General features: G+C 72.1%; 26 protein-coding genes. 14 read left to right on the plus strand and 12 right to left on the minus strand.

From position 1 onward, the window contains the following. Positions 1 to 154: 154 nt before the first annotated feature. The 6 genes from RBJ77_RS17780 to RBJ77_RS17805 all read left to right on the plus strand — a co-directional run bounded on the left by RBJ77_RS17780 (position 155) and on the right by RBJ77_RS17805 (position 7,241). Complete coding sequence (locus RBJ77_RS17780; RefSeq protein ID WP_372345927.1) at positions 155 to 1,204, plus strand: BMP family protein; 1,050 nt, start codon at positions 155 to 157, stop codon at positions 1,202 to 1,204. A gap of 187 nt (positions 1,205 to 1,391) precedes the next feature. Continuing rightward, positions 1,392 to 2,948 carry an ABC transporter ATP-binding protein gene (locus RBJ77_RS17785; RefSeq protein WP_372345972.1) on the plus strand — a complete coding sequence of 519 codons (1,557 nt, stop codon included), beginning with the start codon at positions 1,392 to 1,394 and terminating at the stop codon, positions 2,946 to 2,948. A 2-nt stretch (positions 2,949 to 2,950) separates the two neighbouring features. Further along, on the plus strand, positions 2,951 to 4,111 hold the full coding sequence (locus RBJ77_RS17790) for an ABC transporter permease (protein ID WP_372345928.1): 1,161 nt from the start codon (positions 2,951 to 2,953) through the stop codon (positions 4,109 to 4,111). Then, positions 4,108 to 5,370, plus strand: a complete 1,263-nt coding sequence (locus RBJ77_RS17795; RefSeq protein ID WP_372345929.1) for an ABC transporter permease — start codon at positions 4,108 to 4,110, stop codon at positions 5,368 to 5,370. Before RBJ77_RS17790 ends, RBJ77_RS17795 begins: the two co-directional genes overlap by 4 nt. Next, complete coding sequence (locus RBJ77_RS17800) at positions 5,367 to 5,756, plus strand: cytidine deaminase (protein WP_255975328.1); 390 nt, start codon at positions 5,367 to 5,369, stop codon at positions 5,754 to 5,756. The genes RBJ77_RS17795 and RBJ77_RS17800 overlap by 4 nt, the downstream gene beginning before the upstream one ends. Positions 5,757 to 5,963: 207 nt before the next feature. Continuing rightward, a complete protein-coding gene (locus RBJ77_RS17805; RefSeq protein WP_372345930.1) occupies positions 5,964 to 7,241 on the plus strand; it encodes a thymidine phosphorylase in 1,278 nt (425 codons plus the stop codon). Positions 7,242 to 7,347: 106 nt separating this feature from the next. Here the strand turns inward: RBJ77_RS17805 and RBJ77_RS17810 are convergent, their stop codons facing one another. Further along, positions 7,348 to 8,277 (minus strand): AEC family transporter, encoded by a 930-nt coding sequence (locus tag RBJ77_RS17810; protein WP_372345931.1) that lies wholly within the window; start codon positions 8,275 to 8,277, stop codon positions 7,348 to 7,350. Between the two features lie 90 nt (positions 8,278 to 8,367). Between RBJ77_RS17810 and RBJ77_RS17815 the strand changes: the two genes are divergently transcribed. Then, positions 8,368 to 8,796 (plus strand): STAS domain-containing protein, encoded by a 429-nt coding sequence (locus tag RBJ77_RS17815; RefSeq protein WP_372345932.1) that lies wholly within the window; start codon positions 8,368 to 8,370, stop codon positions 8,794 to 8,796. Here RBJ77_RS17815 and RBJ77_RS17820 read toward each other — a convergent pair. Beyond that, the gene (locus tag RBJ77_RS17820) at positions 8,704 to 9,684 is read right to left on the minus strand and encodes a sigma-70 family RNA polymerase sigma factor (protein ID WP_372345933.1); all 981 of its coding nucleotides are present in this window, start codon (positions 9,682 to 9,684) and stop codon (positions 8,704 to 8,706) included. The genes RBJ77_RS17815 and RBJ77_RS17820 overlap by 93 nt on opposite strands. A gap of 150 nt (positions 9,685 to 9,834) precedes the next feature. Further along, the gene (locus tag RBJ77_RS17825) at positions 9,835 to 11,130 is read right to left on the minus strand and encodes an MFS transporter (RefSeq protein WP_372345934.1); all 1,296 of its coding nucleotides are present in this window, start codon (positions 11,128 to 11,130) and stop codon (positions 9,835 to 9,837) included. A 63-nt stretch (positions 11,131 to 11,193) separates the two neighbouring features. Between RBJ77_RS17825 and RBJ77_RS17830 the strand changes: the two genes are divergently transcribed. After that, positions 11,194 to 12,162 (plus strand): LysR family transcriptional regulator, encoded by a 969-nt coding sequence (locus RBJ77_RS17830; RefSeq protein WP_372345935.1) that lies wholly within the window; start codon positions 11,194 to 11,196, stop codon positions 12,160 to 12,162. A 64-nt stretch (positions 12,163 to 12,226) separates the two neighbouring features. Beyond that, complete coding sequence (locus RBJ77_RS17835; RefSeq protein ID WP_372345936.1) at positions 12,227 to 13,348, plus strand: hypothetical protein; 1,122 nt, start codon at positions 12,227 to 12,229, stop codon at positions 13,346 to 13,348. Here RBJ77_RS17835 and RBJ77_RS17840 read toward each other — a convergent pair. After that, on the minus strand, positions 13,330 to 14,088 hold the full coding sequence (locus RBJ77_RS17840; RefSeq protein WP_372345937.1) for an alpha/beta hydrolase: 759 nt from the start codon (positions 14,086 to 14,088) through the stop codon (positions 13,330 to 13,332). The two genes, RBJ77_RS17835 and RBJ77_RS17840, sit on opposite strands and share 19 nt — an antisense overlap. A 146-nt stretch (positions 14,089 to 14,234) precedes the next feature. On the opposite strand from RBJ77_RS17840, the gene RBJ77_RS17845 reads away from it, so the two are divergent. Then, entirely contained in the window at positions 14,235 to 15,368 is a 1,134-nt protein-coding gene (locus RBJ77_RS17845; protein WP_372345938.1) for an adenosine deaminase, read from the plus strand. A gap of 228 nt (positions 15,369 to 15,596) precedes the next feature. Continuing rightward, entirely contained in the window at positions 15,597 to 15,956 is a 360-nt protein-coding gene (locus RBJ77_RS17850) for an ATP-binding protein (RefSeq protein ID WP_372345939.1), read from the plus strand. Positions 15,957 to 16,035: 79 nt separating this feature from the next. Here the strand turns inward: RBJ77_RS17850 and RBJ77_RS17855 are convergent, their stop codons facing one another. The 5 genes from RBJ77_RS17855 to afsQ1 form a co-directional block, all read right to left on the minus strand. After that, positions 16,036 to 16,236, minus strand: coding sequence for a PspC domain-containing protein (locus RBJ77_RS17855; RefSeq protein WP_255975340.1), 201 nt, complete (start codon positions 16,234 to 16,236; stop codon positions 16,036 to 16,038). 79 nt (positions 16,237 to 16,315) lie between these two features. Next, positions 16,316 to 16,858, minus strand: a complete 543-nt coding sequence (locus RBJ77_RS17860; RefSeq protein ID WP_372345940.1) for a VanZ family protein — start codon at positions 16,856 to 16,858, stop codon at positions 16,316 to 16,318. A 58-nt stretch (positions 16,859 to 16,916) separates the two neighbouring features. Then, positions 16,917 to 17,513 (minus strand): hypothetical protein, encoded by a 597-nt coding sequence (locus RBJ77_RS17865; protein WP_372345973.1) that lies wholly within the window; start codon positions 17,511 to 17,513, stop codon positions 16,917 to 16,919. Between the two features lie 2 nt (positions 17,514 to 17,515). After that, a complete protein-coding gene (locus RBJ77_RS17870) occupies positions 17,516 to 19,129 on the minus strand; it encodes an ATP-binding protein (RefSeq protein WP_372345941.1) in 1,614 nt (537 codons plus the stop codon). After that, positions 19,126 to 19,803: a two-component system response regulator AfsQ1 gene (afsQ1, locus tag RBJ77_RS17875; protein WP_030682803.1), complete on the minus strand. Its 678-nt coding sequence runs from the start codon at positions 19,801 to 19,803 to the stop codon at positions 19,126 to 19,128. The genes RBJ77_RS17870 and afsQ1 overlap by 4 nt, the downstream gene beginning before the upstream one ends. 216 nt (positions 19,804 to 20,019) lie before the next feature. Here afsQ1 and RBJ77_RS17880 point away from each other — a divergent pair, with 216 nt between their 5' ends. Then, positions 20,020 to 20,778, plus strand: a complete 759-nt coding sequence (locus tag RBJ77_RS17880; protein WP_372345942.1) for a SigE family RNA polymerase sigma factor — start codon at positions 20,020 to 20,022, stop codon at positions 20,776 to 20,778. 410 nt (positions 20,779 to 21,188) lie between these two features. Here RBJ77_RS17880 and RBJ77_RS17885 read toward each other — a convergent pair whose 3' ends face one another. After that, positions 21,189 to 21,815, minus strand: coding sequence for an ATP-binding protein (locus tag RBJ77_RS17885; protein WP_372345943.1), 627 nt, complete (start codon positions 21,813 to 21,815; stop codon positions 21,189 to 21,191). 135 nt (positions 21,816 to 21,950) lie between these two features. On the opposite strand from RBJ77_RS17885, the gene RBJ77_RS17890 reads away from it, so the two are divergent. Further along, positions 21,951 to 22,343, plus strand: a complete 393-nt coding sequence (locus RBJ77_RS17890; RefSeq protein WP_372345944.1) for a hypothetical protein — start codon at positions 21,951 to 21,953, stop codon at positions 22,341 to 22,343. Positions 22,344 to 22,353: 10 nt separating this feature from the next. Here the strand turns inward: RBJ77_RS17890 and RBJ77_RS17895 are convergent, their stop codons facing one another. Both RBJ77_RS17895 and RBJ77_RS17900 read right to left on the minus strand, forming a co-directional pair. Beyond that, positions 22,354 to 23,802 carry a DHA2 family efflux MFS transporter permease subunit gene (locus tag RBJ77_RS17895; RefSeq protein ID WP_372345945.1) on the minus strand — a complete coding sequence of 483 codons (1,449 nt, stop codon included), beginning with the start codon at positions 23,800 to 23,802 and terminating at the stop codon, positions 22,354 to 22,356. A gap of 8 nt (positions 23,803 to 23,810) precedes the next feature. Further along, the gene (locus RBJ77_RS17900) at positions 23,811 to 24,467 is read right to left on the minus strand and encodes an NADPH-dependent FMN reductase (RefSeq protein WP_372345946.1); all 657 of its coding nucleotides are present in this window, start codon (positions 24,465 to 24,467) and stop codon (positions 23,811 to 23,813) included. Between the two features lie 153 nt (positions 24,468 to 24,620). Between RBJ77_RS17900 and RBJ77_RS17905 the strand changes: the two genes are divergently transcribed. Continuing rightward, the gene (locus RBJ77_RS17905; protein ID WP_372345947.1) at positions 24,621 to 25,346 is read left to right on the plus strand and encodes a TetR/AcrR family transcriptional regulator; all 726 of its coding nucleotides are present in this window, start codon (positions 24,621 to 24,623) and stop codon (positions 25,344 to 25,346) included. The last annotated feature ends 33 nt before the right edge of the window (positions 25,347 to 25,379 follow it).

Here is a 25,379-nt window from a genome sequence, read left to right on the forward strand (position 1 = left end):
CGGAAAGCCCCGTCGGGAGTGTGGCGAGCGCCTCGCATCGCCCTGGTAACAAGTTGGACAGACAGGGTTTTATGTTTTGTCTACGCGCGTTACTGTGCGGCGAACTCAGCGTCGGGTCCTCTGCGCCGGCGCTTGTACGAAGGAGCACTTCTCAATGCGCCGGGTTTCCCGCATAGCGGTCGCAGGCACCGCGACCGCCTCGCTCGCTCTCGCCCTCTCCGCCTGTGGCGGCACCTCCTCCGACGCCCAGTCGTCCGACGACGGCGGCAAGGCCAAGGGCCTCGCCATCGCCTACGACGTGGGCGGCCGTGGCGACCAGTCCTTCAACGACGCCGCCTACGAGGGCCTGGTCAAGAGCCAGAAGGAGTTCGGCTACAAGACCGCCGACCAGGAGCCGAAGGACGGCGAGTCCGACGACGACAAGACCCAGCGCCTGGTGCAGCTGGCGAAGATGGGCTACAACCCGGTCGTCGGCATCGGCTACTCCTACGCCCCGGCCGTGAAGGAGGCCGCGGCGAAGTACCCGAAGACCACCTTCGGCATCGTCGACGACTCCTCGGTCCAGGGCAAGAACATCGCGGACCTGGTCTTCCAGGAGAACGAGGTCTCCTACCTGGCCGGCGTCACCGCCGCCCTGAAGACCAAGACCGACCACGTCGGCTTCGTCGGCGGCGTCGACAACGCGCTGATCAACAAGTTCGAGGCCGGCTTCCGCCAGGGCGTCGCGGACACCAAGAAGAGCATCAAGGTCGACGTCCAGTACCTGGACGAGGACCCGGCCAAGGGCTTCGCCTCGCCGGACCTGGGCAAGGCCGCCGCCGAGAAGCAGCTGGAGGACGGCGCCGACGTGGTCTACCACGCCGCGGGCCTGTCCGGGCAGGGCGTCATCGAGGCCGCCGCCGCCGCGAAGAAGTACGCGATCGGCGTCGACTCCGACCAGTACAACCAGGAAGCCCTGGCGAAGTACAAGAGCTCCATCATCACCTCGGCCACCAAGGGTGTCGCCGAGTCGATCTACAAGCTCGCCAAGTCCGTCCAGGACGGCAAGCCGGAGACCGGCGTCATCACCGGCAACCTGAAGTCGGGTGAGGTCGCCCTCGCCGACTCCAACCCGGAGTTCAAGAACGACGCGAAGCTCCAGGCGGCCCTGAAGAAGGCCGAGGCGGGCATCGTCGACGGCTCCGTCAAGGTGCCCGTCAAGTAGTCCGCGAGCGGTCCGCCTCCGTCTTCGGCGGACCTGCCACGCAGGAACCGGGGTACGGGGATCCCTCCCCGTACCCCGTTCGTGCGATCCTGCTCGGCATCGCATCCCGTACTCGAACTCACTCCTCGCACACCGCTGTTGGGGCGCTACGCGTGTAGGCCGGCCCCCTTTCCCAGGAGAGTGCGCCATCGCCACGACAAGCTCCCCGCCGACCGCCGTCGCCGTAGAACTCAAGGGCATCACCAAGCGGTTCCCCGGTGTCGTCGCCAACCACGACATCTGCCTCACCGTCCGCAAGGGCACCGTGCACGCCCTGGTCGGCGAGAACGGTGCGGGCAAGTCCACGCTCATGAAGATCCTCTACGGCATGCAGAAGCCGGACGAGGGCACCATCGCCATCCACGGCGAACAGGTCTCGTACTCCTCGCCGGCCGACGCCATCGCCCGCGGCATCGGCATGGTCCACCAGCACTTCATGCTGGCGGACAACCTCACGGTCCTGGAGAACGTGGTCCTCGGCAGCGAGAAGCTGTACGGGATCGGCGGCAAGGCCCGCCGCAAGATCCTGGAGATATCCGAGCGCTACGGCCTCGGCGTGCGCCCCGACGTCCTCGTCGAGGACCTCGGCGTCGCCGACCGCCAGCGCGTGGAGATCCTCAAGGTCCTCTACCGCGGCGCCACCACCCTGATCCTCGACGAGCCGACCGCCGTCCTCGTCCCGCAGGAGGTCGACGCGCTCTTCGACAACCTGCGCGAGCTCAAGTCCGAGGGCCTGGCGGTCATCTTCATCTCCCACAAGCTGGGCGAGGTGCTCTCCGTCGCGGACGAGATCACCGTGATCCGGCGCGGCACGACCGTCGGCACGGCCGTCCCCGCCGAGACGACCTCCAAGCAGCTCGCCGAGCTGATGGTCGGCAGCGAACTCCCGACGCCCGAGACCGCGGAGTCCACCGTCACCGACCGCCCGGTCCTCCAGGTCGAGGAGCTGCGCCTGGCCGCCCCCGGCGGCGGCAAGCCGCTGCTCGACGGCATCTCCTTCACGATCCACGCCGGTGAGGTGCTCGGCCTCGCGGGCGTCGAGGGCAACGGCCAGACCGAGCTGATCGAGACCCTGATCGGCCTGGAGCAGGCCGACAGCGGCACCGTCCGCCTCCTCGGCGACGACGTCACCGGCTGGCCCACGCGCAGGCGCCGCGAGTCCGGCGTCGGCTACATCCCCGAGGACCGCCACCGCCACGGCCTCCTCCTGGACGCCCCGCTGTGGGAGAACCGGATCCTCGGCCACGTCACCGAGGCCCCCAACTCCAAGGGCATGTGGCTCGACCCGAAGGCCGCGCAGGCCGACACCGAGCGGATCGTCAAGGAGTACGACGTCCGCACCCCCGGCATCGACGTGACGGCGGCCTCCCTCTCCGGCGGCAACCAGCAGAAGCTGATCGTCGGCCGCGAGATGTCGCACAGCCCGAAGTTCCTGATCGCCGCCCACCCCACCCGCGGTGTGGACGTCGGCGCGCAGGCCCAGATCTGGGACCAGATCCGCGAGGCCCGCCGCGAAGGGCTGGCCGTGCTGCTCATCTCGGCCGACCTCGACGAACTGATCGGCCTCTCCGACACCCTCCGGGTCATCTACGACGGCCGCCTGGTCGCCGACGCCGACCCGGCCTCCATCACCCCGGAAGAGCTGGGATCCGCCATGACCGGTGCCGCCTCGGGCCACCTGGAGCACACGGAAGACGGTGCCTGACCATGAACATCTTCAAGCGCTGGTCCGCGGCGCACACTGAGAGGGTCCTGCTCGCGGCGGCCGGTCCCGTCATCGCCCTGGTCGTGGCGTTCACGCTGACCTCGATCGTGCTCGCGGCCTCCGGGGAGAACCCCTTCGAGCCGTTCTCGATCATGTTCGAGCAGGCGACGTTCTCCGACGTCCAGGTCCTCATCATCAATGACGCCGCCGGTCTCTACATCGGCGCGCTCGCGGTGGCCGTCGGCTTCCGGATGAACCTCTTCAACATCGGCGTCGAGGGCCAGTACCGGCTCGCCGCCTGCGTCACCGCCATCGTCGGCGCGCACATCGCCTTCCCGGCGTTCCTGCAGATCCCGCTGCTCATCCTGTCGGCCGCGGTCACGGGCGCGATCTGGTCCGGCATCGCCGGCGTCCTCAAGGTGACCCGCGGCGTGAGCGAGGTCGTCTCCACGATCATGCTCAACTCCATCGCCGCGTCGGTGATCTCCTACCTCACCCTGGAGGACGCCTTCGGCGTCGCCGTCGGCAACAACCGGACCACCGGCGAGATGGACAAGGCCGGCTGGTTCCCGGGCATCGACATGGGCGAGGGCGTCGGCACGATCTACGGCTTCGTCATCGTCGGAGTCGCCCTCGGCGTCATCTACTGGCTGATGCTCAACCGCACCCGGTTCGGCTTCGACCTGCGCGCCTCGGGCGCCTCCGAGTCCGCGGCCGCCGCCTCCGGCGTCTCGGCGAAGAAGATGGTCCTCACCGCGATGCTCCTGTCGGGCGCGATCGCGGGCCTCGCCGGCCTGCCGACGCTGCTCGGCTCGACGCACACCTTCTCCGACTCCTTCCCGGCCTCGCTCGGCTTCAACGCCATCACCGTGGCGCTGCTCGGCCGCAACAGCCCGGCGGGCATGGCGCTCGCCTCGCTGCTGCTGTCCTGGCTGTTCAACGCGGCCGACCCGCTCGACCTCCAGGGCTACAGCTCCGAGATCGCCACGATCATGCAGGGCCTGATCGTGATCGCCGTGGTCGTCTCCTACGAGTCGGTCCGCGTCTGGGGCACCCGCCGCCAGCAACAGCGCGTCGGCGCCGAACTCGCCGCGGGCCACGTCCTCGGCACCACCGACAGCGACGACACCAACGACACGAAGAAGGAGGTGGCGGCCCGATGAGCACGGCTCCCGCACTCGACAAGACGCCGGCCGCCGCCCCGGCGGCCCGGCGCAAGCTCAGCCTTCCCGTCCTGCTCCTGATCATCGCCGGGCTGCTCTGCCTGGTCTCGGCGGTCCGCCTGATCACCGACGCCGACGGCCTCACCTCCGTCAGCCAGATGTCCACGGCACTGCGCCTCGCCGTCCCGATCGGCATGGCCGGTCTGGGCGGTCTGTGGGCCGAGCGGGCGGGCGTCGTCAACATCGGCCTCGAGGGCATGCTCATCCTCGGCACCTGGTTCGGCGCCTGGGCCGGCTACCAGTGGGGTCCGTGGACCGGCGTCGTCGCCGCCCTGATCGGCGGCGCGATCGGCGGCCTGGTGCACGCTCTCGCGACGGTCACCTTCAACGTGAACCACATCGTCTCCGGTGTGGCCATCAACATCCTGGCCCTCGGCGCCACCCGCTACCTCTCGGTCCTCACCTACGACGGCATGGAGGGCGCCACCTCCCGCCAGTCGCCCGCGGTGCCGAGCCTCGGCGAGTTCACGGTCCCCGGCCTCGCGGACGCCCTCGGCGACCTCAACAAGCAGGGCTACTTCCTGATATCCGACCTCGCCGGCCTGCTCGGCGGCGTGATGACCCGGGTCTCCTGGCTGACGCTGATCGCGGTCGCCCTCGTCCCGATCTCCTGGTGGATCCTGTGGCGCACCTCGTTCGGGCTGCGCCTGCGCTCCTGCGGCGAGAACCCGATCGCGGCCGAGTCGCTCGGCGTCAACGTGATCAAGTACAAGTACCTGGCCGTGATCATCTCGGGCGCGCTGGCCGGCCTCGGCGGCGCCTTCCTCTCCATGGTCTCCTCCAACTACTACCTGGAGGGCCAGACCGGCGGCCGCGGCTACATCGGCCTCGCCGCGATGATCTTCGGCAACTGGATGCCGGGCGGACTCGCCCTGGGCGCGGGCCTGTTCGGCTACAGCGACACCCTCAAGGTCCGCGGCGGCACGGAGAACACGCACGCGCTGCTCCTGCTGATCGCGATCCTGGCGCTGCTCGCGGTGGCCTGGCTGATCTGGAAGAAGAAGTACGTGGGCGGCGTCGTGACGCTCGCCGTCTCGGTGCTGCTCTTCTTCTGGTACGCGTCCACGGACTCGGTGCCCAGCCAGGTCGCCACGGCCATGCCGTACGTCCTGACCATGCTGGTTCTGGCACTCTCGGCCCAACGGCTGCGCATGCCGAAGGCGGACGGACAGCCGTACCGGAAGGGACAGGGCAAGTGACCGACACCGACTGGGAGGCCCTGCGGGCGGCCGCGCGCGAGGCCATGTCCCGTGCCTACGCCCCGTACTCGGGCTTCCCGGTCGGTGCGGCGGCCCGCGTCGACGACGGCCGCACGGTCACCGGCTGCAACGTCGAGAACGCCTCGTACGGCATAGGGCTGTGCGCCGAGTGCGGGCTGGTCTCGCAGCTGCAGCTCACGGGCGGCGGGCGGCTGACGCACTTCACGTGCGTGGACGGCAAGGGCGACCTGCTCATGCCGTGCGGCCGCTGCCGTCAGCTGCTGTACGAGTTCGGCGGCCGGGAGCTGCTCCTGGAGACGCCGGGCGGGGTGCGGACGCTGGCGGAGATGCTGCCGGACGCGTTCGGCCCCGAGCACCTGAACTGACGGTTCCCGCACGTGCGTCGGGCCCGGTACCGCTCTCGCGGTGCCGGGCCCGACGCGTTGGGGGGACGGGCCGGTCAGTGCTTGCGCCCCGCGGCCGGGGCGGGGTCGAGGACGGATTCCCGGTCCGCCTTCACCTGCGGCGTCTATGCGCGTAGAGTCGGCGGGATCCACGCGCGCACCTCGCACGCCCGAGCCGGAAGGAATGCCATGGACGTCATCTCCGTCATCCGTACGAAGCGGGACCGGGGCCGCCTCAGCGACGCCCAGATCGACTGGGTCGTCGACGCGTACACCCGGGGCGAGGTCGCCGACGAGCAGATGTCGGCGCTGGCCATGGCGATCTTCCTGAACGGGATGGACCGCGCGGAGATCGCCCGCTGGACGGCCGCGATGATCGACTCCGGCGAGCGGATGGACTTCTCGGTCCTCGCGCGGCCCGCCGCCGACAAGCACTCCACGGGCGGCGTCGGCGACAAGATCACGCTGCCGCTCGCCCCCCTCGTCGCGGCCTGCGGCGCCGCCGTGCCGCAGCTGTCCGGGCGGGGCCTGGGCCACACCGGCGGCACCCTCGACAAGCTGGAGGCGATCCCCGGCTGGCGCGCGGACATCTCGAACGAGGAGATGATGCGGACCCTGGCGGACGTGGGCGCCGTGATCTGCGCGCCCGGCAGCGGCCTCGCCCCCGCCGACAAGAAGCTCTACGCGCTGCGCGACGTCACGGCGACCGTGGACTGCATCCCGCTGATCGCCTCCTCGATCATGTCGAAGAAGATCGCGGAGGGCACCGGCTCCCTGGTGCTCGACGTGAAGGTCGGCACGGGCGCCTTCATGCGTGAGCTCGACCAGGCCCGGGAACTCGCGGCCACGATGGTCGGGTTGGGCGCCGACCACGGTCTGCCGACGGTCGCGCTCGTGACGGACATGAACACCCCGCTCGGCCTGACCGCGGGCAACGCGCTCGAAGTACGGGAATCCGTCGAGGTGCTGGCCGGCGGCGGCCCCGCCGACGTCGTCGAGCTCACCCTCGCCCTGGCCCGCGAGATGCTCGACGCGGCCGGCCTGAAGGACGCCGACCCGGCGAAGGCCCTCGCGGACGGCTCGGCGATGGACGCGTGGCGGCGGATGATCGCGGCGCAGGGCGGTGACCCCTCGGCCGCGCTGCCGGTGGCCCGCGAGACGCACGTCGTGACGGCGCCGCGGTCCGGCGTCCTCACCCGGCTCGACGCCCTCTCGGTGGGCCTCGCGGCCTGGCGGCTCGGCGCCGGCCGGGCCCGCAAGGAGGACCCGGTGCAGGCCGCCGCCGGCATAGAACTGCACGCGAAGCCGGGCGACCCGGTCGTCGCGGGCCGCCCCCTGCTGACCCTGCACACGGACACGCCCGAGCGCTTCGCGTACGCCCTGGAGGCGCTGGACGGCGGCTACGACATCGCGCCCGCGGGGACGGAGTTCACGGCGGGCCCGATCGTGCTGGAACGCATCGGCTGACCCGGGGTTCCATCGTTCGGGAGGACGGGACCGGTGCACGCGCGCCGGTCCCGTCCGGCCTGCGTTCCGGTGCTGCTCGGCGGCGCCGCCGCCCGGAGGGCCGGCCTCACCCCAGCAACGCCGCGACCACCACGAGCACCGGCACCGACACCATCGTCGACAGCAGGATCGACTCCCGGGCCAGCCGCTCGCCCACCCGGTAGCGGCTCGCGTACGTGAAGAGGTTCTGGGCCGCCGGGAGCGCCGAGGTCACCACGACGTCCAGGAGGCGGGCGCCGTGCAGGCCGAACACGAACGAGGCCAGGGCCCAGGCCGCCAGTGGCTGGCCGATCGCCTTGAGGGACGTCGACAGCAGCACCGGCACCCGGTCCGCGCCGCGCCCGCCCGGCCAGGAACTGCCGCACAGCGAGATCCCGAACGCGATCAGGATCGCCGGGACCGACATGTTCGCGATCAGTTCCAGCGGGTCGAAGACGGGGGAGGGCACCGTCCAGCCCGTCGCCGACACCAGCACCCCGGACAGCGAGCCGATCGCGATCGGATTGCGGAACGGCGTGAAGAGGCGCTGCGCCCAGGTGAGTCGCGGGCCCGACGACGCCTCCGCCAGGTCCAGGATCGTCAGCGCGACCGGCGTCACCACGATCTGCTGGAAGAGCAGGACCGGCGCCACCAGCGACGCGTCGCCCAGCACGTACACCGCGATCGGGATGCCCAGGTTCCCCGAGTTCACGTACGAGGAGCAGAGCGCGCCGATCGTGGTGCGGCCCACGCCCCAGCGGCGCACGACCCCCACCGTCACGAAGACGCTGGCCACCGCCACCGTGGACAGCGCGGTGACCAGCAGGCTCGGCGAGAGGATCAGCGACAGGTCCGCCTTGGCGAGCATCGTGAAGAGCAGGGCGGGCGTCGCCACGTGGAAGGCCAGCTTGGTGAGGACCTCACGGCCGCCGTCGCCCAGATAGCCGCGCCGGCCGATGACGTAGCCGACCGCGATGACGATGGCGATGACCGCGAACCCGTTGAGTACCCCCTGCACGTACCCCACCCTCGGACGCGGAGGAACCGCAGGTCAACGTTGATCCAGCTCAACGTGACCCAGCACACGCCGCGTATCCGGACGGCACCGATGAGTTCCGGCCCGCCGCCCGGTCCTGAATACGTGGCTGCTTCCTCGTCTCCTTCTGTCGTGGTGGTCGCCGGGCCGATCAGACCCGGCGACGCACCCGGGCTGTGCGAGCGCGTCCTCGCCGCCCGGGCGATCACGCCGACCGTGGTCGTCGACGTCTCCGGAGTGACCGGCACCGACCTCGCGACCATCGACGCCCTCGCCCGGATGCAGCTCGCGGCCCGCCGGGCCGGGGGACGGATCCGGCTGCGCGATCCGTCCCCGAAGCTGGCCCTGCTGATCCAACTCGCCGGTCTGGCCGGCGTGCTGAGAGCCGAGGCGCCCGGAGCGGACGACTCAGGCGTCGAGGTGCTCCGGGACGCCGAACAGCGGGAACCACCGCTTGCTGAGGTCCAGGAAGCAGTGGAATCCGGCGATCCGGCCCTCTGAGATCTCCAGGACCTGGATCGCCCACGGCGTGAACCCGCCGTTCTCCGGGTCGGGCTTGTAGTGGGCGAACGCCGGCGTCCCGTTCGCCGAGACCGGCAGCAGGCGGGAGCCCTCGCACTCGTGGCCGAGCGTGAGCATGAAGCCCGTGATGTCGTCCGTGCCGCGCAGCCAGAGGTCGAACGGCGGCATCGTCATGACGGCGTCCTCGGCCAGGAGCTCGGTGAGCGCCTTCATGTCATAGCCCTCGAAGGCCGTGACGTAGCGCTCCAGGAGCTTCTGCTGCTCGTCGTCGAGCGGGTTCGCCGTCGCCGAGTCGGCGGGGGGTGCCTCCGCGAGCGTGGCACGGGCCCGCTGCAGCGCGCTGTTCACCGACGCCACCGAGGTGTCGAGCAGCTCCGCGACCTCCTGCGCCTTCCAGGCCAGGACCTCGCGCAGGATCAGCACCGCCCGCTGCTTCGACGGCAGTTGCTGCAGGGCCGCGACGAACGCGAGCCGCACGGACTCGCGGGCCACGGCCGCCTCGGCCGGATCGTGCACGGTCGGCAGGACACGGGCGTCGGGCATCGGCTCCAGCCAGACATTGTCGGGGCGCGGATTCAGTGCGGCCTGCGCGAGCGGCGCGGCGGCCGTCAGGTCCATCGGACGGGCCCGCTTGTTCCCCGCGTTCAGCAGGTCCAGGCAGACGTTCGTCGCGATCCGGTACAGCCACGAGCGCAGCGAGGAGCGGCCCTCGAACTTGTCGAAGCTGCGCCAGGCCCGCACCATCGTGTCCTGCACGGCGTCCTCGGCCTCGAACGCCGAGCCCAGCATCCGATAGCAGTACCCGGTCAGCTCGACCCGGTACTTCTCCAGGTCTTCGAGTCCGGCCTTCGTCGCGGTGTCGCTCATTGTCCAACGCCCCCAAGCGGCTGTGAGTCCCAGCACTCCGCAAGCTACCGCAGCCCACTGACAACGGCCCCCGGACCGGCGAAACGCGCAGGTCCGAGGGCCGGGGTGGTCATGCGAGGGACGCCTGCCACCGGGAGTGGCCGGGTGGTCTCAGTGCGCGTGCGCCGCTCCGCGCACCGTCCCGCGGGCCGTGGCCCGCGCCGCGTACGTGCCCCACACCGTGATCGAGACGACGCCGAGCACCGCGACGAAACCGAGGGCGACCGTGCCGCCCCAGCCCGCCGCGTGGAAGGCGACCGCGCCGACGGCCGAGCCGACGCTGGAGCCGATGTAGTACGCGGACTGGTACAGCGCCGACGCCTGCGCCCTGCCCTGCGTGGCGGTGTGGCTGACGGACGACGACGCGGTCGCGTGCCCGGCGAAGAAGCCCGCCGTGATCAGCATCAACCCGAGCAGCACGACGAGCAGTTGGGGCACCAGGGCGAGCAGCAGGCCCGCCGTCGTGGTGCCCGCGGCCAGGTACAGGGTGCCGCGCCGCCCGAGCCGCGCGACCAGCTTCCCGGCCGCGGCCGACGAGGCCGTGCCCACGAGGTAGATCAGGAAGATCGAGCCGACGACGCCCTGCGGGAGGGAGAACGGGGCCGCCGTGAGCCGGTAGCCGATCACCGTGTAGACCGCGCCGAACACCATCATGAACAGCGCGCCGATCACGTACAGGCGGCGCAGCAGCGGATTGGCGAGGTGGCCGCCGACCGTCCGGGCGAGCGCCCGGGGCCGCAGCGAGCCCGGCGTGAAGTTCCGCGGCGCCGGCAGCAGCATCCGGAAGGCGATCGCGCAGACCACCGCGATCACCCCGATGGTGCCGACGGCCGCCCGCCAGCCCCACGCCTGCGCGATCCAGCCGCCGATGACCCGGCCGCTCATGCCGCCGATGGAGTTGCCCGCGACGAACAGGCCGATGGCCGCGACCAGCGCATTCGGCCGCACCTCCTCCGCGAGGTACGCCATCGCCGAGGCCGGCAGCCCGGCCAGTGCCGCGCCCTGCAGCGCCCGCAGCGCGATCAGCACGCCGAGGTTCGGCGCGAAGGGGACCAGCAGCCCGAGCGTGACCGCCACCGACAGGGAGGCCGTCATCACCGTGCGCCGCCCGAACCGCTCCGACAGGGCGCTCAGCGGCAGCACGCACAGCGCGAGCGCGCCGGTCGCACCGGACACCGTCCAGCTCGCCGCGCTCGCGCTGGCGCCGAAGTCGGCGGAGACGAGGGGGAGCAGGGCCTGCGTGGAGTACAGCAGCGCGAAGGTCGCGACACCGGCGAGGAACAGGGCGAGGCTCATCCGGCGGTAGCCGGGCCCGCCCGGACTCATGCGGGTGTCACCGGAGGAAGGCGAAGGGACGGGGGCGGCGACCGCAGGGCTGGCGGCCGCCCGGCTACTGGCAGGAGGCATACCGACGAAGGTAGGACCGCCCGACTCATGCGTCCAATGCATGAACACTCCATAATCGTTCCCATGGAGCATGAGCAGAGGTCACGGCGGCGCCCGTCACCGTCCAGTGACGCAGAAGACATGGTCACCCTCCTCGCGCCGCGGCTCTCCTACTTCGCCGCGGTCGCCCGCACCGAGCACGTCACCCGCGCCGCGCAGGAGCTGAACGTCCCGCAGTCGACGCTGTCGCGCGCGATGGTCCGGCTCGAACAGGACCTGGGCGTCGAACTGTTCGCCCGGCACGGCCGCACGGTGTCGCTCACGCCCGCGGGCCGCACCTTCCTCGGCTCGGTCGACCGGGCCCTCGGCGAGGTGGAGAAGGCGGCCGAGTCCGTCCGCGCCGACGCCGATCCGGAATCGGGCAAGGTCGCCTTCGGCTTCCTGCACACCATGGGTACGGAGACGGTGCCCGGCCTGATCCGCGCCTTCCGCGCCGACCATCCCCGGATCCGCTTCAGCCTCGTGCAGAACTACGGCGAGGCCATGCTGGAGAAGCTGCGCGCGGGCGAGCTCGACCTCTGCCTCACCTCTCCGGTGCCGGACGCCCCCGGTCTGGTGGCCCGCCGCCTCGACGAGCAGCGGCTGCGCCTCGTCGTCCCCGAGGACCACCGCCTCGCCACCCGCAAGCGCATCCGCCTCGCCGAGACCGCGGACGAGGTGTTCGTCACGCTGGAGCCCGGCTACGGGCTGCGCCGCATCACCGACGACCTGTGCGCGGAGGCGGGCTTCAAGCCGCGGATCGCGTTCGAGGGCGAGGAGGCGGAGACGCTGCGGGGTCTGGTCGCGGCGGGGCTCGGGGTGGCCCTGCTGCCGCCACCGGCCGTGCCGCGCCCCGGCGTTGTGGAGCTGGCGGTCACCGGGCAGCGGGCGGTCCGGGAGATCGGGGTGGCCTGGCTCGACGGCCACCCGGACACCCCGCCGGTCGCCGCGTTCAAGAAGTTCCTGCTGTCCCGGCGGGGGCGGTTGCTCCCGGAGCAGGCGGGGCTGGAGTAGCGCGCCCGTGCCACCATGCCAGGAGGCGGCGGACGGCCGAGGGACGACGGGCGGGCAGGACAGGGTGGGCGAACGTTCCGGGGCATCCGACGACTGGGCGGTCAAGGCGCGGCGGTTCGGCCGGGCGGGCCTGTTCCTCGTCCTGGCCGGCGCCGTCCTGTTCGCCCTCGTCCCGCTCGCCGAGGCGGACAACCGGGCGTACGCGGCGGCCCCCGACTGCCCCGCGGGCACCCGCGCCGACACCTGCCGGGCCGCCGTCACGGAGACCGTCACGGCCAAGGGCCGCGACTCCGACGACCGGAACGCCCGCTCCTACCTGCGGCTGCGGGCCGCCGGCGCCCCCGCGGCCGACGACCACCGGGTCGAGTTCACCGACCCCGGTCCGGTCCACGACGCGGTGCGCCGCGGCGACCGGGTCACCGTCACGTACTGGAAGGACCAGGTCAGGGCGGTCCGGTTCGGTGACCGTACGCAGCAGGCCGCGCTGTCCCGGGTGCACGACGGCCGGCTGCCCGGCGCGTTCGCCGTGGCGGCGCTGGCCGGCGGGCTCGGCGCCCTCTCGTTCTGGGCGCGCAGCCGCCGCCGGCCGGTGCGCGCGGGCGACCGGTACCCCTGGGGGCACACCGTCGGGTTCGTGACGGGCCTCCTCGTCGCGTGCGCCGGCTTCCCGGTCGTGCTCCTGGGCTCCGACGTGTGGGCGGGCCTGCGGTTCACCGCGGGCGCCGTCGTCCCGGCGCTGCTGTTCTCGGTCCTGGTGTGCTGGTGGTCGGTGCGGCGCGGGCGGCGGGGCCCGGCGAGGGTCGTCCCGGTGCCGCCCGCCGGGCGGCGGGTGCTGCGCGCGGTGGTGCACGGCGACGTGCCCTACAGCAGGCCGGGCTACGACTGCCTGGTGATCGGCGACGGCCCCCCGACGGCCACCCCGGACCCCACGGGGAAGGTCGCGCTCGCCCCGCTCCCGGCGACCCTCACGGTGCGCCGGGTGCGCGAACTCCTCGTCGGGGAACCGCCGTTCGTGCCGCCGAGCCGGCGCGAGACCCCCGTCGTCGTGGAGTGCGCCGACGGCGACCGCACGGTCCTGGTCCTCGCGGGGGAGAACGACGCGCCCCGGGTCCTCGGCGCGCTGCTCGCCGCGGCCGCGGCCGCCGGTACGGACACGGACGCCGGGGACTACCTCCCCAGCGACTGACCGAACCCGGCCGCGAGCGGCATCCGCAGCCCGATCGGCGGCGGCGCGGCGAGCGCGTCCTGGAGCGGCCGGGAGAACGGGCGGCCGAAGAGCGTGCCGAGCGTGAAGTCGGCGGCGAGCGCGGCGACTTCGGGCCGGTGACCGGCCAGACTGTGCCCGTCCGAGTGCACCTCGAACCGGCACACGTCCCGGTTCGCCTTCTTCGCCCGCCCGGCCAGCCGGAACGACAGCTCCGGGTCCGTGCGCCGGTCGTCGGTGCCGTGCACGATCAGGACGCGCCGCCCCGCGAGCTGCTTCACCGGTTCGGGCGGCGCCGCGACGTCGTCCTCCGGCAGCCAAGGGGCGATCGCCAGCACGGAGTTGACGGCCGGGTGGCCGCCTGCGTGCAGGGCCGCGCGTCCGCCCATGTCGACGCCGAGCAGACACACCGGTACGTCCCCGTAGCGGCGCACGACCTCGTCGGCCGCCCACTCGGCGTCCCGGGCGAGCCCGGCCTGCGTGCCGTTCCAGCCGCGGACCCGGTAGTGCACGACGTGCGCGACCAGGCCGTCGTCCCGGCCCGCGCGGGTGAGGCGGCGGGCGAGGGAGCGTATGGCCGGGGCGGCAAGGGGCGACGGTCTGCGGGTGGACGTCTCCTCGCCCGCGGGCAGCAGCAGCACCACGCCGCTGACCGCCCTCGGCACGGGGCCGACCGCCTTGCCGAGCCTGGCCGCACGGACCGGCGTCGCTTGCTGCTGCATGACAGAACAGTGTCAGAAGCCCTGATGTACGCCACCCGTCCGCAGGGTCACTGTTGCGTATCGACCGATCTTGGCCCGGTGGTCCGTCGGCAACGAACCGACAACGAACCGGCGCGATCTACGCGCGTAGGAGTTAGAGTGCCGAAATGACGAGCCAGACCACCGCGAACCCCGACGGCCGCCAGGTGCCGACCCCCGAGCAGATCCGCCGCGCGCCCAAGGTGCTCCTCCACGACCACCTCGACGGCGGCCTGCGCCCGGGCACGATCGTCGACCTGGCGCGCGAGCAGGGCTACGCGAACCTGCCCGAGACCGACCCCGACAAGCTGGGCCTCTGGTTCCGCGAGGCGGCCGACTCCGGTTCCCTGGAGCGGTACTTGGAGACGTTCGCGCACACCTGCGCCGTCATGCAGACCAAGGAGGCCCTCTTCCGGGTCGCCGCCGAGTGCGCCGAGGACCTCGCCGAGGACGGCGTCGTCTACGCCGAGATCCGCTACGCGCCGGAGCAGCACCTGGAGCAGGGCCTCACCCTCGAAGAGGTCGTCGAGGCGGTCAACGAGGGCTTCCGCGAGGGCGAGCGCCGCGCGAAGGCGAACGGGCACCGCATCCGGGTCGGCGCGCTGCTCACCGCGATGCGGCACGCCGCCCGCGCCCTGGAGATCGCCGAACTCGCCAACCGCTACCGCGACTCGGGCGTCGTCGGCTTCGACATCGCGGGCGCCGAGGCGGGCTTCCCGCCCACCCGCCACCTCGACGCGTTCGAGTACCTCAAGCGCGAGAACAACCACTTCACGATCCACGCGGGCGAGGCGTTCGGCCTGCCCTCGATCTGGCAGGCCCTGCAGTGGTGCGGCGCCGACCGGCTCGGGCACGGCGTGCGCATCATCGACGACATCAAGGTCGGGGCCGACGGCGGCGTCCAGCTGGGCCGGCTCGCCTCGTACGTCCGTGACAAGCGCGTCCCGCTGGAGATGTGCCCGTCGTCCAACCTCCAGACGGGCGCGGCGAGTTCCCTCGCCGAGCACCCCATCGGGCTGCTGCGCAAGCTGCGCTTCCGCGTCACGGTCAACACGGACAACAGGCTCATGTCGGGGACCTCCATGAGCCGCGAGTTCGGACTGCTGGCCGAGACGTTCGGTTACTCGCTGACGGACTTCGAGTGGTTCACGGTGAACGCGCTCAAGTCGGCGTTCATCCCGTTCGACGAGCGTCTCGCCATGATCAACGACGTGGTGAAGCCGCGGTACGCCGAACTGCGCGCGGAGTGGCTGTTCCAGTAGGCCGAACCCATCGGAACCCACCGTTCCGGTCAACCTGGTGTTGACGAAGATCGACATACTGTCACCTCAGGTTCACGAGGCCGTCCGCGCGCCTCTGACCTGCGGTTCTTTCCTTCGGAACGGTGGGTTGCGAGAGGGCGTGGCACAGAGGGTCCAGTAACTCCCCGGCGGGTTGGGGTGTTGGCCAGCACGGAACCCCGTCTTCAAGGAATCAGGAACAAGGGACCCATGAAGCAGTCTGCTGCCAAGACCCTCGGTGTCGCCGCTCTCGGTGTCGCCTTCGCCGCCGCCGGTGCCGGTGCCGCGAACGCCGCCCCGGCCGTTCCCGACGCCGCCGGGGCCCTCGGCTCCGTGACCTCGGCCGTGCCCCTCGAGCAGGCGGCGAGCACGCTGCCCGCCGGTGGCCCGGAGGCCGTGAGCGCCGCGCACAACGCCCTGGGCGGCGGCCTCACCGCCGCGCAGCCCGTCGTCGAGAAGGTCGCCGAGGGCGGCGACCCGGTCTCCGGGCTGCTCGGCGGGCTGCCCACGAAGGGCCTGCCCACCCAGGGCCTGCCGCTGGCCGGCGGCGGCCTGCCGCTGGGTGGCTGACCGCACCGCAGAACGCCGAAGGGGCGCACCCGCGATCCGCGGGTGCGCCCCTTCGGCGTGCGCCGTCACCGGCCGTGGGTCACCAGGCCTGGCGGACCTTGCCCTCGCTCGGCAGCAGCACCCACAGCGCGATGTACAGCAGGAACTGGGGGCCGGGCAGCAGGCACGAGAGCAGGAAGATCACGCGCATCGTGGTCGCGGAGGTGCCGAAGCGCCGTGCCAGCGCTGCGCACACTCCGCCGATCATCCGTCCGTTGGTGGGGCGGGCCAGGGCGGTCATGGTGGGCTCCTTCGCGAACCTTCGAGGATTGCTGTCTACGTCTTCGAAGGTACGGTCACGAACCGGGCAAAGCGTCAGCTCACGGGGCGATGCCGACCCTGGTAATCGTCGGGGTCCGACCCTGAGGAGACTCCTCCACGGGCAGGGGAAGCCTCTCGGACCTACGGCGGAGCCACGCCCTGAGGGCGGGCGTCACCGCGAGGTGCGCGAGCCCCACGCCCACCGTGTTGAGCAGCAGCGAGTCGATGTCGACGACCTGACCCGGCACGCCCGTCTGCAACAGCTCGATGCCGAGCGAGATGAGGGCGCCCGCCGCGACCGTGCGCACCAGCGAACCCCACACCGAGACGTGGAGCCGGCCACCGGCCAGCGGAAGCAGCACGCCGAGCGGCGCGAGCAGGACGAGTCCCTCGCCGATGCGCTTCGCCCCCTCGCGCCAGCCGAGCGCCAGATCGGCGCGGATGCCCGCCAGCGGATGCAGGTTCGCGGCGCTGACCCATGGCACGTCCAGGGGGCGCAGCGTGATCCATCCGACGAGCAGAAGATGCACGGCGAGAAGGGCTAGCCCTGCCGTACGGAAGCGGAAGGCGGCGCTGTGGCCGCCCGAGCGATGGCGCTGCACGCCCCCCTAGACGCCGGGGGCGGGAGGATCGGTTCCGGGGGGTTCGGGATGACGTGGGTCACCCGACGGTCTCGGCGGGCGCCGGGATGAGTCCGGGCCGCGCCTTCACCGCGTCCGAGCACTCGTAGTCGCGCAGCGGGTCGTCACCGGGACCGCCGAGCACCACGTGCCCGCCGTCCTCCGCCGTCACCCGGCTGTTCGCGAACGTGCACACGATCTGGGCCAGGGCGTACGGCGAGAGGTCGTCGGGCGGCGTGTTCAGCCGCAGGGCGTCGGCCGGGTCGCCCTGCCGCGGGCCGGTGACCCGGGTGCCGGAGCGGACGTCCGTCGAGTAGCCGGCCTGCCGCTCGTCCGCCGGCGGGCGCTTCGCCAGCTGCTCCAGGAGCTGCTGCGCGACCACGACGCGGTCCGTGCCCTGACCGCGGTCCAGGGTCACCGTGCGGTCCACCGTCACCAGCTGCGACGTACAGACCAGATAGACCTGCACCGCGAACTCGCCGCCCGCCCGTGCCTCGACCTCGTCCGAGCCGGACAGGGAGCAGCCCACGCGGGTGGGCGCCGCGCCGAAGTCGGTGGGCACCTCCGTGGACCGGATGCCACAGCCGGCCAGCAGCACCGACGTGATGCCGAGCAGCCCCAACAGGCGTACGCGCAGCCTCACTTGGTGACACCGCCTTCCTGTGATCCCTTGGTGTGGTCACCGTCGTCCGGGGGCGTCTCGGTCAGCGGCGACGCGTCGCGGGGCAGCCGCAGGGTGAACACGGCGCCGCCGTCGGGGGAGTTGGCGGCGGTGATCTCACCGCCGTGGACGTGCGCGTTCTCCATGGCGATGGAGAGCCCGAGGCCGCTGCCCTCCGACCGCGGACGCGACGCGCTCGCCTTGTAGAAGCGGTCGAAGACGTGCGGCAGGACGTCCTCGGGGATGCCGGGACCGTGGTCGCGCACGTCGATGACGAGCTCGTCGCCCTCGGTGCGCACGGAGACCCGCACCGGCGAGCCGCCGTGCTTGAGGGCGTTGCCGATCAGGTTGGCGAGGATGACGTCGAGCCGGCGCGGGTCGAGACGGGCCATGTTGCCGCGCTCCGCGTCGAGGTCGACGGCGTCCAGCCAGGCCCGGGCGTCGATGCAGGCGGTGATCTGGTCGGCGATGTCGACGTCGTCGAGGACGAGCCGCGCGGTGCCCGCGTCGAAGCGGGTGACCTCCATCAGGTTCTCGACCAGGCCGTTCAGCCGTCGCGTCTCGCTGACGACGAGGCGTACGGCGGGCTCGATCATCGGGTCGACGGACCCGGTCTCGGCGTCGAGCTCCTCCTCCAGGACCTCGGTGACCGCGGTGATCGCGGTGAGCGGGGTGCGCAGCTCGTGCGACATGTCGGCCACGAAGCGGCGCGACGCCTCGTCGCGGGCCCGCATGTCGGCGACCCGTTTCTCCAGGCTGGCCGCGGCGCCGTTGAACGTCCGGGACAGTTCGGCGAGTTCGTCGGTGCCGGACACGCGTAGACGGGTGTCGAGCTTGCCCTCGCCGAGCCGGCGGGCCGCGACCCCGAGCCGGTGCACCGGCTTGAGCACGGTCGTCGCCGCGGCCTGCGCGAGCAGCGCCGAGCCGATCAGCGCCAGCGCCGTGGCGATGCCGAGCGACCAGGCCAGGGAGTTGAGGTCCTTGGCCTCCGGCTCCAGCGACTTCAGCATGTAACCGGTCGGCCCGCCGTCCACCTTGGCGCCGCCCACCAGGTACGGGGTGTCGTCCTGCGTGGTCCGCTGCCAGTACAGGTGGTACGGGTGCTTGTTGTTCTCGGTGATCGTCTGCTTCTCGTTCACCGCCTTGCGCAGCGACCCCGGCACGTCGGCGAGCGTGAACGCGTCCAGGTCCGAGTTGCCCACGACCTGGCGGCCGTTCTCGTCCGTGCCGATCAGCAGCACGCTGAAGTGCTGGCTGCTGTTCGCCATCAGGTTCGCCGCGTGCTGCAGCTCGCCCTGCGTGGGGTGCTCGGGCAGCACGGCCGCCCGGTTCTGCATCTCCTGCTGGAAGTCGCTGAGCGCGGAGTCCTGGGTGCGGGTGAGGACCGCCTCGCGGTTGAGCCAGTACGCGATCCCGGACGCGGACACCGCGGCCGTCAGGGCGACCAGGGCGAAGACGGCGACGAGCCGCAGCCGCAGGCTGGTGAAGCGCAGACCGGCCAGGATGGCCTTCTTCGCGGCGGCCGGGCCGCGGGGCTTGTCGGCGGGCCTGTCGTGCGGCTTGTCGGCCGGCTGGTCGAGCGGCTCCGTCACTGAGGAGTGTCCAGCCGGTAGCCCACGCCGCGCACGGTACGGATCAGGGTCGGCGACGACGGCACGTCCTCGACCTTGGCACGCAGCCGCTGCACACACGCGTCGACGAGCCGCGAGTCACCGAGGTAGTCGTGCTCCCACACGAGCCGCAGCAGCTGCTGCCGCGACAGAGCCTGCCCGGGACGCCGGCTCAGTTCGAGCAGCAACCGCAGCTCGGTGGGCGTCAGTTGGAGGTCCTCGCCGTTCTTGGTGACGGTCATCGCGGCCCGGTCGATGACCAGCGAGCCGAACGACGCCGCGTCGTTGGCCTCCCGCTCGCCGCGCCGCAGCACCGCCCGGATCCGGGCGTCGAGGACGCGCCCCTGCACCGGCTTCACGACGTAGTCGTCGGCCCCCGACTCCAGGCCCACCACCACATCGATGTCATCGCTGCGCGCGGTGAGCAGGATGATCGGCAACTGGTCCGTGCGCCGGATGCGCCGGCACACCTCGAACCCGTCGATGCCGGGCAGCATCACGTCGAGCACGATCAGATCCGGCCGCTGCTCGCGCAACAGCTTCAGACCGTCCTCGCCGGTGGCAGCGGTGGCAACCCGATGGCCCTGGCGCGTAAGAGACAGCTCCAGGGCCGTGCGGATGGCGTCGTCGTCCTCGATCAGCAACAGGGAAGGCACGAGCGCCATTCTGGCCCATAGGAGGCCCTTAGTTCGACCGCTGGAGCGCTCCCACACGTGACCCGCACTACCTCGGGCGCTGTGACAGGTCTGTGACAGTCGACGGACACCGTCATGAAGTCGCCCGGGCAAGCTTTTGGACATCGCAAGGAACGAACACGGCGATCAGCAGGATCTGACGGAAAAAGCACCGGACTCCACGACGGGGGGCGCGAGATGAACACGCTGCACAGCACCACCTCAAGCGCAGTTGTCACGCGTCTGCACGACGTCGTAGCGAACCGGTCCGAGAAGTCCGGTGCCGTGAGCGGGCGGGGGTGCGCTCGCGGCACCGGGCGTCAGCACACCGTGTACATGACGGTGGTTGACACGCACGAGGCGGTTTCCGACGGGGGAGCTCACGGGGGAGCCGCGTACAGGGAGGAATCGGGGGAGCAGCGTCGCACTTCCTTGTCGGAGGCCGAGTTCACGGCCTACGTCCAGGAGCGCCGCGCCTCCCTGTACGCAACCGCCTACCACTTGACCGGTGACCGTTTCGAGGCCGAGGACCTGCTCCAGAGCGCCCTCTTCTCGACGTACCGGGCGTGGGACCGCATCAGTGACAAGGCGGCGGTCGGGGGGTACCTCCGCCGCACCATGACGAACCTGCACATCAGCGCGTGGCGCCGCCGCAAGCTGAACGAGTACCCGACCGAGGAGCTGCCGGAGACGGCGGGCGACACGGACGCGATGCGGGGTACGGAGCTGCGGGCGGTTCTCTGGCAGGCCCTGGCCCGCCTTCCCGAACTGCAGCGCACGATGTTGGTCCTGCGCTACTACGAGGGCCGCACCGACCCGGAGATCGCCGAGATCCTCGACATCAGCGTCGGCACGGTCAAGTCCAGCATCTGGCGGTCGCTGCGGCGGCTGCGCGACGACGAGGTCCTGAGCTTCGGCCGGGACCAGGAGGAGTCCTTCGGCGAGCTGGTGGCCTGAGGCGAGGAGCCCGTCCCGGGGGGAGCGGGTTCTGTAACGGGGGGCGTTACGGGGGAGGTACCGGGGGGATCACGGGGGATCGCCGCGGGGGGAGTGAGCGGGACCAGAAAACCGGGGGGTCTTTCTGGTCCCGCTTCGCGTGGGCGTCTGCGGGCCCGGTGGGGGTTGCTCGCGCAGTTCCCCGCGCCCCTGGGCGTCTGCCGGGTTGCGGGGTGTTCTCGACCGCGGCCCGGTGGGGCTTCTCGCGCAGTTCCCCGCGCCCCTGAGATGCGCACTTCGTGCGGCATCTCCCCCCGGGGGAGAAGGCTGCGCGCAGCGCATGCCTTCCAGGGGCGCGGGGAACTGCGCGAGAAGCCCCACGTACCCGCAGATACCCACGGAAGGTCGGACCGGTAGGCCGAGGGGAACGGTTACGTTCGGGTGTGGACGCGGCCGGCGGCTGCCGCGGCCACGCGGCCCAGTGCCTCGTCCCGGCCGCACGCGTACGCGCCGAGCGAGACCTGCCGGGCCACGATGGACCGTTCGGCCCGCATCAGGCGCCAGCCGCGCCGCAGCAGGAACGGAACCGACTTGCGGCCCTCCCGCAGATCCCGCAGCAGCCGGCGACGGAAGGTCGTCGAGGGGCGGCCGCGCAGGCACAGCGCGTCGGCCAGCACCCCGAGATCACGGCAGCGCTCCACGATGTCCGCCGCGAAGATCCCCTCGGCGAGGAACAGCGGCGTGCGCTCGATGTCGAGCGTCTCCGCACCCACCCGCGAGCTGGTCGAGATGTCGTACACGGGGATGTTCGTGCGCCCCTTCTCGCAGAGCGCGACGATCGCGGCGACCGCCACGTCGGCGTCCCAGGAGGCCGGGGAGTCCCAGTCGATGTCCGAACTGCCCGGCACCAGCGGCAGCGTGGGGTCGCCGGCCTCCTTGTAGAAGTCGTCGAGGCAGAGCACGGGCAGCCCGGAGCGGGCCGCGAACGACGACTTGCCGGAGCCGGAGGGCCCGGTCAGCAGGACGACCCGGGTCGGTATCGGAGGATGCGAACTCACGAGAGACCAGTGTGAGGCATCCGGGGCCCGGCGCCGACCCCGCGTGGTGACGTTGTGGCACGAGCCACGTCAACTACGCTGTGTGGCCACGCGATTACCCGCATCACCGTTTCGAGAGGCTCAGGCGGAACCATCATGGCGCGACACGCAGTCCGCACGTCCCCTTCCAGCACCCGCCGTACGCTGCTGCGCGCGGGCCTCACCGTGGCAGCCGCCGGTGCGGCCGTCGCCGCGGGCGGCGCCGCCGCGAGCGCCGCGCCAGGAGCGGGGGCGGACCCGGGCACCCCGGTCCAGGCCCTGACGCAGGCGGTGGGCACCTCGGCCGGATACGGCCTCGCGCCCGTGAAGGACCTGAAGCTCGACCCGCTGGCCGGCACCGGCGTCGACCCGCTGGACAACGCCATCGGCACGCAGGTCGCCGACTTCAAGCCGGTCAGCACGGCGGCCGTGACGGGCCCGGTGACCTCGGGCAGCTCGCTGAGCGAACTGCCGCTGGTCGGGCCCGCGACGGGGCTGCTGCCGGGCTGACCGGGGTGCGTCAGGCGTCGGCGGTGCCCGGGGCGGACGGCTGCGCGGCGCGCGTCCGCAGCGGCACCTCGCGCACCGCCCACGCCACCGCGAACCCGACCGCGCACAACGCCGCCGTCCCCAGCGCCACCCCGTGCGTCCCGTCGACGACACCGGCCGGCGTGAGGCCCGCCCCGACCCGGCTCGCGAACACCGATCCGAGCACCGCCACCCCGAGCGAGCCCCCGGTCGTCCGCAGCAGCGTCTGCGTACCGCCGGCGGCCCCGATGTCGCGGGGGTCCGCGCTGTTCATGGTGATCAGCATCGCGGGCTGCAGCTGACAGCCGATGCCCGCGCCGAGCAGCAGGGTCAGGCCGGACGCCGCCCAGACCGGGGTCCCGGTGCCGAGCAGCAGCAGGGCGAGCGCGCCGAGCGTGGCCAGGGTGCCGCCCGCGATCGGATAGGCGCGGTAGCGGCCGCCCGCGGACACCCGGCGCCCGATCGTCAGCTGCGCGCCCATCATGCCGAGCATCAGCGGCAGCAGGAGCAGCCCGCTCTGTGTCGACGTCCTGCCCCGGACCAGCTGCATGTACTGCGGCAGGTAGCTGGCGGCGGCCAGCATCGCCGCGCCGGCGACGAAGCTCAGGACCTGCGCGACCGTGAAGTTCCGGTCGCGGAACAGGCGGGGCGGGATCACCGGCTCGGCCGCCCGCCGCTCCACCCGCACGAACGCCGCGACGGCCGCCGCCGAGACGGCCGCGAGGGCCGCGATCTGCGGTGAGGTCCACGCGTACGTCGGGCCCGCCCAGCTCGCGAGCAGGGTCAGGGCGAGGATCGCCGCGGTGAGCAGTGCGGCGCCCGCGAGGTCGACGCGAGCCCGCACCCGTTCGGTGCGCACCCGCACCCCCGCGCCGATGACCAGGAGCGCCACGGCGCCGACGGGGACGTTGACGTAGAACACCCAGCGCCAGTCCAGCTGGTCCGTGAGGAAGCCGCCGACGAGCGGGCCGCCGATCATGGCTGCGGGCAGCAGGACGCCGATGACCGACTGGGAGCGGCCGGCCTCCGCGGGGCTCAGCAGCGTCCCGATGAGCGAGAGCGCGCCCACGAACAGGCCGCCCGCGCCGATCCCCTGCAGGGCGCGGAAGGCGATCAACTGCCCCATGTCCTGGGCGAGTCCGCACAGGACGGAGCCGGCGAGGAAGACAGTGATCGAGGTGAGGTAGCTGCCCTTGCGGCCGTAGAGGTCGCCGGCCTTGCCCCACAGGGGAGTGCTGACGGCGGTGGTCAGGAGGTACGCGGTCACCACCCAGGACAGCTGGGTGACGCCGCCCAGGTCCTCGACGATGACCGGCAGCGCCGTGCCGACGACCGTGCCGTCGAGGGTGGCCAGCACGATGCCGAGCAGCAGGCCCGCGATCACCAGCCGGGAGGGCGGCGCCGTGGCGGCGGCCGGCCGGGACTCCACGGGTGTCGTCATGAAGGTCCTCAACTCGCGTACGGGCTGACGGACTTGGCGTTGCGCAGGGCGTGCGCCCACCAGGTCAGCTGGTCGAGCATCGCCTTCGCGGCGGCGTCCACCGCCGGGTCGTCGACGCGGCCGTCCGCGTCGAACGATCCGTAGGCGTTGTGGAAGCTGACCGTGTTGCGGATCGTCGTGGCGTTCAACTCGGCCATCACGACCCGGAGTTGCTCGACCGCGCGCAGGCCGCCGGACAGGCCCCCGTACGAGACGAAGGCGATCGGCTTGCCGTGCCACTCCGTGTTGTGCCAGTCGATCGCGTTCTTCAGGGCCGCCGGGAAGCTGTGGTTGTACTCGGGCGTGACGAAGACGAACGCGTCCGCCGCGGCGAGGCGCGGTGTCACCGTCGCGAGCGCCTCCTTGGTCCCGGGCGGCGGTTCCTGGCCGAAGGCGGGCAGCACGGTCGGCAGCGGGGTCTCGGCGAGGTCGACGATGTCGCTGCGCAGGTCGGCGCGCTGTCCGAGGTGGCCGCTGAGCCACCGCGTGACGACGGGCGCGAAGCGGCCCTCGCGGGTGGAGCCGACGAGGACGGCGACGCGGAGCGGAGGGGCGGTGGACGTGGCGGATGCGGCGGGCGCTGTGGCTGATGTGGGTGATGCGGGAGATGTGGGCGATACGGACATGGGGACCCCCTGGTGACGAACGCCTGTGACACCTGTTTGTGTACGGCGTATCTTCGATGCGTACAACGTACACATCGATGTGTACGGCGTCCACTGTGGATACGATGTACACCTACGTCTGTCCGGGAACGCCGCAGGAGAAGGGGGCCGTCAGTGGTCGCGAAGAAGAAGCCGGGGCCGGAGCCCTCCCTGTGGGAGCGGCTGGAGCGGCCGGCGGCGCCGCGCGCCGCGCTCACGCCGCGGCGGATCGCCGAGGTCGCCGTCGCGGTGGCCGACGCGGAGGGGTTCGCGGCCGTCACCATGCGCCGCATCGCCACCGAGCTCGGCGTCGCGCCCATGGCCGCGTACCGCCACGTGGACGGCAAGGAGGACCTGCTGGCGCTGATGGTGGACCGGGTCTCGGGCGAGCTGGCGATCCCCGACGACGTGACGGGCTGGCGCGAGGTGCTGCGGGCCTACGCCGTGCGCACTCGCGCCACGACGCTGGCCCACCCCTGGATGGCGCAGCTCCCGGCCCCGCTCTTCGTGCTCACGCCGACCCGGATGGCCGTCGCCGAGCGGCAGTTGGCGGCGCTCGACGGCCTGGGGCTCGACGCCGACACGATGATGGCGGCGTTCCGCGCCGTCGCCGCGTACGTCCACGGCGCGACGCAGTCCGAGGTGGCGCTCGCCCGGTTCATGGCGGAGCACGGCTGGGGCAGCGGCGACGAGACCCGCGAGGGGCTCGCCCCGCAGATGAACTACCTGCTGGACAGCGGCCGTTACCCGATCTACCGCGCCTACGCGTACAGCGCGACCCGCAAGGACGACCCCGCCTGGGAGTTCGAGTTCGGACTCGACTGCGTCCTGGACGGCGTCGCGCGGCGCCTCGGGATCTGAGCGATCCGGGACGCCGCGCGAGGTCCGTGCGTC

Origin of the sequence: Streptomyces sp. KL116D (assembly GCF_030766975.1) — a bacterium.
In the GTDB taxonomy this organism is placed as follows: domain Bacteria; phylum Actinomycetota; class Actinomycetes; order Streptomycetales; family Streptomycetaceae; genus Streptomyces; species Streptomyces longispororuber_A.

What these genes read in the sequence shown, in the direction of transcription:
- RBJ77_RS17790 (WP_372345928.1), top strand. Translation starts at nt 2,951, where the DNA reads ATGAACATCTTCAAGCGCTGGTCCGCGGCGCACACTGAGAGGGTCCTG.
- RBJ77_RS17820 (WP_372345933.1), bottom strand. Translation starts at nt 9,684, where the DNA reads ATGAGCGACACCGCGACGAAGGCCGGACTCGAAGACCTGGAGAAGTAC.
- RBJ77_RS17880 (WP_372345942.1), top strand. Translation starts at nt 20,020, where the DNA reads ATGAACACGCTGCACAGCACCACCTCAAGCGCAGTTGTCACGCGTCTG.
- RBJ77_RS17795 (WP_372345929.1), top strand. Translation starts at nt 4,108, where the DNA reads ATGAGCACGGCTCCCGCACTCGACAAGACGCCGGCCGCCGCCCCGGCG.
- RBJ77_RS17825 (WP_372345934.1), bottom strand. Translation starts at nt 11,130, where the DNA reads ATGCCTCCTGCCAGTAGCCGGGCGGCCGCCAGCCCTGCGGTCGCCGCC.
- RBJ77_RS17900 (WP_372345946.1), bottom strand. Translation starts at nt 24,467, where the DNA reads ATGTCCGTATCGCCCACATCTCCCGCATCACCCACATCAGCCACAGCG.
- RBJ77_RS17845 (WP_372345938.1), top strand. Translation starts at nt 14,235, where the DNA reads ATGACGAGCCAGACCACCGCGAACCCCGACGGCCGCCAGGTGCCGACC.
- RBJ77_RS17895 (WP_372345945.1), bottom strand. Translation starts at nt 23,802, where the DNA reads ATGACGACACCCGTGGAGTCCCGGCCGGCCGCCGCCACGGCGCCGCCC.
- RBJ77_RS17780 (WP_372345927.1), top strand. Translation starts at nt 155, where the DNA reads ATGCGCCGGGTTTCCCGCATAGCGGTCGCAGGCACCGCGACCGCCTCG.
- RBJ77_RS17850 (WP_372345939.1), top strand. Translation starts at nt 15,597, where the DNA reads ATGAAGCAGTCTGCTGCCAAGACCCTCGGTGTCGCCGCTCTCGGTGTC.
- RBJ77_RS17840 (WP_372345937.1), bottom strand. Translation starts at nt 14,088, where the DNA reads ATGCAGCAGCAAGCGACGCCGGTCCGTGCGGCCAGGCTCGGCAAGGCG.
- RBJ77_RS17890 (WP_372345944.1), top strand. Translation starts at nt 21,951, where the DNA reads ATGGCGCGACACGCAGTCCGCACGTCCCCTTCCAGCACCCGCCGTACG.
- RBJ77_RS17830 (WP_372345935.1), top strand. Translation starts at nt 11,194, where the DNA reads ATGGAGCATGAGCAGAGGTCACGGCGGCGCCCGTCACCGTCCAGTGAC.
- RBJ77_RS17815 (WP_372345932.1), top strand. Translation starts at nt 8,368, where the DNA reads ATGAGTTCCGGCCCGCCGCCCGGTCCTGAATACGTGGCTGCTTCCTCG.
- RBJ77_RS17805 (WP_372345930.1), top strand. Translation starts at nt 5,964, where the DNA reads ATGGACGTCATCTCCGTCATCCGTACGAAGCGGGACCGGGGCCGCCTC.
- RBJ77_RS17855 (WP_255975340.1), bottom strand. Translation starts at nt 16,236, where the DNA reads ATGACCGCCCTGGCCCGCCCCACCAACGGACGGATGATCGGCGGAGTG.